At 52.0% G+C, this 2211-nt stretch carries 5 protein-coding genes; all 5 read right to left on the bottom strand.

Going from position 1 to position 2211, the window contains the following annotated elements; all coding sequences use genetic code 11:
* On the bottom strand, positions 1-502 hold a 502-nt coding region (locus OOJ59_RS27770), incomplete at its 3' end, for a Fur-regulated protein (protein ID WP_268063554.1).
* A gap of 13 nt (positions 503-515) precedes the next feature.
* Entirely contained in the window at positions 516-692 is a 177-nt protein-coding gene (locus OOJ59_RS27765; protein WP_205461449.1) for a hypothetical protein, read from the bottom strand.
* Between the two features lie 124 nt (positions 693-816).
* Positions 817-1320, bottom strand: a complete 504-nt coding sequence (locus tag OOJ59_RS27760) for a hypothetical protein (RefSeq protein WP_268063555.1) — start codon at positions 1318-1320, stop codon at positions 817-819.
* A gap of 23 nt (positions 1321-1343) precedes the next feature.
* Positions 1344-1892 carry a lysozyme gene (locus OOJ59_RS27755; RefSeq protein WP_268063553.1) on the bottom strand — a complete coding sequence of 183 codons (549 nt, stop codon included), beginning with the start codon at positions 1890-1892 and terminating at the stop codon, positions 1344-1346.
* Positions 1864-2142, bottom strand: a complete 279-nt coding sequence (locus OOJ59_RS27750) for a phage holin (protein WP_003832349.1) — start codon at positions 2140-2142, stop codon at positions 1864-1866. The genes OOJ59_RS27755 and OOJ59_RS27750 overlap by 29 nt, the downstream gene beginning before the upstream one ends.
* Positions 2143-2211 lie beyond the last annotated feature (69 nt).

The following is a 2211-nucleotide window of genomic DNA, read 5'->3' as shown; positions in this document are numbered from 1 at the left end:
CCTTGTTCTGCACCGGCTCATCACGCTGGATACCAAGGTTGATGTTGTAGATATTGGTCACCGGCTCAGGTGTTTCGATTGCCGCTGCTTGGATAGCACCACTGGCGATAGTGGCGTCCTTGATGAATGGCACTCCATTGCGAATGAGTTCGAAGGAGACGGTGTCACGAATGCGCTGGTCCAGCTCGTCGATTTCCTTCTGTGCGGCAGAGGTATCAATCTCAATACCAAGCGTCATCGAGGTGCAATATTGCTGCTCACCAAAACGCGTATTGACCAGGTGTTCTACGGCAAATTTCTGCCCTTCTGATGTCAGAAAGGTAAAGTGATTTTCTTTCTGGTATTCCGTCGCTGTGTATCTGGTTTCGGCAAAGCCCAGCTCGCGAAGTTCGGCGGCACCAGATTTAGACGGCAGGTCACCAGACAGCAATGCCCCGCGGTAAAATAGTGCATAGAGCACGTCAGTAGCAGCGCCAGATAGCGTAATAATTTTCTCAGCCATTATTCACTCCTTTTTAAGCGCGGCCTAACTGGTTGAAGGTAGAAGGACGACCACTGCGTAAGACATGTTTATCGTCACCAAGTACACCCATAACAATGCGTGCTTTTCCCTTTTTATCGCTGATGAGCATCGTTCCGTCATTACGAATAAACGCCCTCAACCCTGACTTTGATTTTTTGCCAAATTGCATAGCGATTTCCTTTTAGGCGTGAGCCTGTCGCACGGCGAAGCCGCCGAAAGTTAACGGTTTGCCCAGGCTCACAGCTGAAAGACTTTCTTTGATGTGCGCGTGCGATGCGCATTAAAAAGCCCCGCTATTGCGAGGCTCTGGTTTTCTCTATTTCCCGTATCCCAGCCAGTTGGCTATTCGCTTTTTCGATAGCGGCCAGCAGCGGGTTAATCCACAGCACAGCCTGACAGTACGTTATTGGGCTGGCGGCAGTGGCGCTATCACCGGTTGCGTCAGCGTTCCCGGAATCGGGGTGCATTGCGCTGGCACGTAAACGATTCGCGTAGTTGAGCAGCCCACCAGCGACATTAGCAGGAACAGGCAGATCACAGGTTTTTTCACGGCGAAGAATCTCCCGGTATTCGATAACGGTCTTTTCGGTTCCGGCATCAATCAGCGAGTTCAGGCGACTGGCGTTCTCCGCTACCTGGTTAAACCGGTTGAAGTTGAATGCCTGGGTAGTTATCACCGTTGCCTGCAGTGCGTTATCGTTGCGCAGTATTCGGTTGTCACTCTCTGACGTGGTCAGCGCTGCATTGCTGCGCGCCAGTAGTACACAGAGCACCGCGATGAAGATGATTGCTGCCATCCCAACAACAACGAGGCTTTTGTTCACTGGTCTATCCCCCAGCACGTCAACGCGCTTTCCTGGTCCCGTCTTTCTACCTGCCCATAGCAGCCATTCTTCTGCCCTTTGGTCAGGCGACAATCGCGGCCACCGTCTTTTATCCACCAGCGGATCGCTTCACATGCACCTTTACGGTCGCCCGCATTGATCCGCTTATAGAACATAGATGGGAAACATTTTCCGGGGCCGATGTTATATGGGCAGAAAGACGCGATCCCGGCTTTCTGTGGTTCGGTCAGTGGTACCTTGATATTTCGCTCAACCCACGCCAGCGCTTTGTCGCGTTCTATGGCGTTTACCTGGGCGCATTTCTCAGAAGACAGCTTCATGCCCTGAACTACTGGCTTACCATCAACCATCGTGGCGCCACGGCAAATGGTCCAGAGTCCGCCACCGTCGCGGTATGCCGTAAGGCTGTTACCCTCTTTCTCATTAAGAAACTGATCGAGAATAACGGGCGCGGAAGCCCCGGCAAGAATCAAACCAACGACCGCTGCGCTCAGTTTATTCTTCAGCTTTGGTGACATTGCCATTAAGCCGGTCCTCCCTTTCCTTTTTCCTGTAATACCAGTTCACTGCACAGGTGATAACTGTACATGCGATACCGACAATAATTGCCCAGTCGCTCAGGCTTAACCCTGCAATTCTGTCGGCCAACATCCAGGACACCTCTTTTGCTGTTTTAGCTGTTTCGGCGTATGCCTTCGCTGATACACCGCAGCCGGTCAGCGTGGTACCTGTTCCATATGAAAGTCTGCTGTAAATGGTGCTCATTCTGGTCATAGCCTCACCTCCGATACTTCGGATGGCGCTGTGTGTGATGAAAGGGTCAGGCTTCACGGGCTGGATTTA

Origin of the sequence: Citrobacter sp. W9 (assembly GCF_026719375.1) — a bacterium.
Lineage (GTDB): Bacteria > Pseudomonadota > Gammaproteobacteria > Enterobacterales > Enterobacteriaceae > Citrobacter > Citrobacter werkmanii.
The sequence above is the reverse complement of the archived record's forward strand: the minus strand, read 5'-3'. Positions and strand labels throughout refer to the sequence as shown.